The organism is Nocardia amamiensis NBRC 102102 (assembly GCF_001612745.1).
GTDB lineage: Bacteria > Actinomycetota > Actinomycetes > Mycobacteriales > Mycobacteriaceae > Nocardia > Nocardia amamiensis.
Genome location: NZ_BDBA01000365.1, coordinates 1 through 3515, shown reverse-complemented (window position 1 = coordinate 3515; position 3515 = coordinate 1). Strand labels below are relative to the sequence as shown.

The following is a 3515-nucleotide window of genomic DNA, read 5'->3' as shown; positions in this document are numbered from 1 at the left end:
TCTGGACACCGATCGCGCCACCGTACATAGGTGATCGCATGACCGTAAATAGGTATATGCCCCATGTGGGCCCGGTACCTATTCGATGAGACTGGTTTTAGTGCGCTGCAGCAAGCACGAGCCCGGTGACGACGCTGTCACCCCGTCTCAAGCACCGCCCTCGACAATGCCGTCGGGTAGGCCGACAAGGGAGTCGGTCGCGCAGGCGGACTCCGCACACCACCCAGCCAGAAACTCATCCTGATGTCCATCAAACCGTCCAGCCCGCCCGGCTCGGTCGCCGCACCCGACGGCCGCAACGTCCGAGTTAACGTCACTGGCACTGTCGAAGGACTGCGCGGTTTGCGCTACCGTGTCCGGCCCCAGTACCCATCCCGCCCGCCCTGGTCTGGCGCAGGTGGGTGTCTTTGGAGCCGTCGATGCAGAACTGGTTTTCTCTGATGACTGCACTGCTACCTCTTGCCTATGGGTACTCGCGCGATGACTTGATCCATGACCGCGACCGCGACGCGGGTGAGGCCACATTGCGGGCCGCCGCCACGTCACTGGGCTACGACCTGGCCGCCGTGTTCCATGAACCATCACCGCAGAGCGGACTGCTCCCGCCGGCGTTCGTCGACTTGATCCAGGAGTGCCGCCGCGCCGGCGCGCACTTGGTGCTCACCTTGCAGGGGCATATGTCGAGCATGTCCATGTCACGGATGGTCCTGCACGAGGTCCTGCACGCGCGCGCTGAGGCCGTCGTCCACGAAATCGCGTGCTGCGTCCAACACAGCGCGGCGGGTCGGCAGCTCCCGTGACCGACCCGCACCATCCGGGCGTGCTGTCAAGCCCCGTCTACAGCACAGGGATGACCCGGATGTGGCCTGACTCCGAACAAGATTTCCTTGCGGCGCCCTCGAACGGGCCGCTGGGGAGACGTCGATGACCGCGGCGGCCGCGCGGTCACGGTCGGTGGTGTCGTCGCTGATCGTGGAGCGGCCGAACCGAGCGTGTATTACGACCAGAGTCGCCCACCCACTGCTGCAAGCCACGATCGGATTGGGGTTGGCCGCCTTGACTCACACAGGTGGCCGCCACCCCCTCGAGCACCTGTGCCGATTCGGTCGCCTGCTGGATCTCCCGGCCGCGCTGCTGGCGGCCCCGCACGGCACCAAACGCGCGAAGGTGCAGGCAGACAACTGGCGCGCGGAATGGTTATGGCACGGCGACATCCCCGACCCGCGGCACACACAGCAGGCAGCACTGCTGTATTTCCACGGCGGCGGATACATCTGCGGCGGTCTGAACACCCACCGTCGTCTGGTCGCCAAGATCGCGCACGCGAGCCGGATACCTGCGTTCAACGTGGACTACCGCCTCCTCGACCGGCAACGGCGCCAAAAGCGGCGCCTCGACCGCGAAGTCCTGGCCGATCGTGTTCACCCGCTCATCGATGCGCCGCTGCCCGTCGGCGGTCTCCCACTCCCGGATCAGGTCGTTGAGTTCATCGAGGGAATCGACCACTGGCATCGGGGTCAATCGGTTGCGCCGGAACCGGCCGACCTCGCCCTCGACGCCACCTTTCTCATGCGAACCGGCCAAACCCGGCTGGCAATAGAAAGGATCGATTCCGAAATGCGAACAGAACAACACCCAGCGCGGGTTCTCCGCCCGCCTCCGGTCACTGCCATGCAATACCAGACGCACCGCGCTGGTCAGATTGTCATAACGGATATGACGGGTCGGGACACCCCCGATCGCGTTGAACGCTTCGATATGTCCTTCCAGGAACGCTTCCTGCCCCGCGGTCGGATACACACGATGAACCGCCCGACCGGAATAGGCGAGCCAGAACACGAACATCTGACAGCGGGTTTTCACCCCGTTCAGCATCACCCAGACCTCACCGAAATCGACCTCGGCTTCCTGGCCGGGTAGTCGCTGCTGCGGAACGAATGCCTCGATGCGGCGCCCGGCCTCGAGGTCGATCTGCGCGCGCCGGATCCGCACATAGTCACGCACCGTCGAGTAGGACAACTGCCTGGCGCCGTGTTCCTCGACCAGTCTGGCCAGCACCCGCCGGGCGGTATGGCGCTGTTTACGCGGAGCGGTGGTATCCGCAACCAGCATCGCGTCTATCGCGGGTTTGAACGCATCCAGCTTCGGCGCCCGCCGCGCCGGCACCTTCCGGGCCGGTGGCTGCGCAGCCGCCAATGCTTGACGCACCGTCCGCCGATGCACTCCATGGCGGCGGGCCAGCTCACGAATAGAAAGACCCTCGACACGAGCATCACGCCGAATGGCAGCAAACAACTCCACCCGAGGCTCCATTCCCGGACCCCTTCCACCAGCTCGAAAACGACCATGTCGAAATCGAGACTGAGGTGGGGCCAGATCAAACCGTCACAACCCGCCCGGCGCGTCGCAAGTGGGGCCAACTCAAGCCGTCACACCGGGGCCAGATCAGGCTGTCACAGCCACTATGAAGGGTCCGACCTGGTGCCGCAAACGAGCCGAAGAGATCGGCGAGTCGACGGTCGCCGTGGTCGCCGAATTGCTCAGCGAGAACGCGTTGTTCCGGCTGCGCGCGGCCCAGGGCGTGCTCGGGCTGGCCGACCGCCATGGCGAAGCGCGGCTCGAATTGGCGTGCGCCAAAGCGATCGCCGTCGGCGACCCGTCCTATCGGACCATCAAGGGCATCCTCGCCGCCGGCCTGGAAGCCGATCCGCTGCCGCCCAGCAGCGGCGATGGAGGCCCCTCAGCGTTCCTGCACGGTCCTTCGCGGCTGTTCCGGAACGTGTTGGCGCTGCCCAACCCGGACAGCGTGGCCGCGATCCGCGCCACCACGAACGCTGCCATGGACACCACCGCCGCGGACCGCGCCCAGGACGACGGTGTGGACGGCGAGCGCGGTGAGGGGGTGTCGGCATGATCGTCGATGTCGCGCTCGAGCAGGCGCTGCGGACGCTGAAGCTGTCGGGGATGCTGCAGCCCTCGAATCCCGCCTGGCGCAGGCCCGCGCCGGTGACCTCGGGCATATCGAGTTCCTGCAGGTCCTCTGCCACGACGAAATCGCCCGCCGTGACGCGCAGTCGATCGCCCGCCGGATCCGCCGCGCCCACTTCGAACAGCAGGTCACTCTGGAGGAGTTCGACTTCGCCGCCAGCCCGAAACTGCCCGCCGCGCAGATCCGCGACCTCGCGGCGCTGCGCTGGCTGCCGGTTGGCGAGTCCGTGGTCCTGTATGGGCCCGTCGGCGTGGGCAAAACGCATGTGGCCCACGGTCTCGGGCACCTGGCGATCCGTCAAGGCGCCGAGGTCCGGTTCACCAAGACCAGTCGGCTGCTGGCGACATTGGCCGGTGGTCACGCCGATCGGACCTGGGACAAACGGTTGCGGGAGTTCGTCCGGCCCGCGGTGCTGATCCTCGACGACTTCGGCATGCGCGAGCTCACCGCCACTCAAGCCGACGACCTCTACGAACTGATCTCCGAACGCACCTCCTCCGGCGGCTCCATGATCCTGACCTCGAAC

The 3515-nt window shown here is 66.2% G+C and carries 2 protein-coding genes and 3 pseudogenes; 4 read left to right on the top strand and 1 reads right to left on the bottom strand.

Features of this window, described 5'->3' with window-relative positions:
• Positions 1-440 precede the first annotated feature (440 nt).
• Positions 441-800: a hypothetical protein gene (locus tag NA4_RS37645; RefSeq protein ID WP_067480905.1), complete on the top strand. Its 360-nt coding sequence runs from the start codon at positions 441-443 to the stop codon at positions 798-800.
• A gap of 124 nt (positions 801-924) precedes the next feature.
• Positions 925-1308, top strand: a pseudogene (locus NA4_RS43980) (alpha/beta hydrolase); the annotation flags it as partial.
• A 54-nt stretch (positions 1309-1362) separates the two neighbouring features.
• Here NA4_RS43980 and istA read toward each other — a convergent pair.
• Positions 1363-2313 (bottom strand): annotated as a pseudogene (istA, locus tag NA4_RS37640) (IS21 family transposase); the annotation flags it as partial.
• 151 nt (positions 2314-2464) lie between these two features.
• On the opposite strand from istA, the gene NA4_RS43975 reads away from it, so the two are divergent.
• Positions 2465-2914 carry a hypothetical protein gene (locus NA4_RS43975; RefSeq protein ID WP_067480902.1) on the top strand — a complete coding sequence of 150 codons (450 nt, stop codon included), beginning with the start codon at positions 2465-2467 and terminating at the stop codon, positions 2912-2914.
• Positions 2911-3515, top strand: a pseudogene (locus NA4_RS37630) (ATP-binding protein); the annotation flags it as partial. The gene NA4_RS43975 and the pseudogene NA4_RS37630, both read left to right, overlap by 4 nt.

Coding starts and splice junctions, on each gene's coding strand:
- NA4_RS37645 (WP_067480905.1), top strand. CDS start 441: ATGACTGCACTGCTACCTCTTGCCTATGGGTACTCGCGCGATGACTTG.
- NA4_RS43975 (WP_067480902.1), top strand. CDS start 2,465: ATGAAGGGTCCGACCTGGTGCCGCAAACGAGCCGAAGAGATCGGCGAG.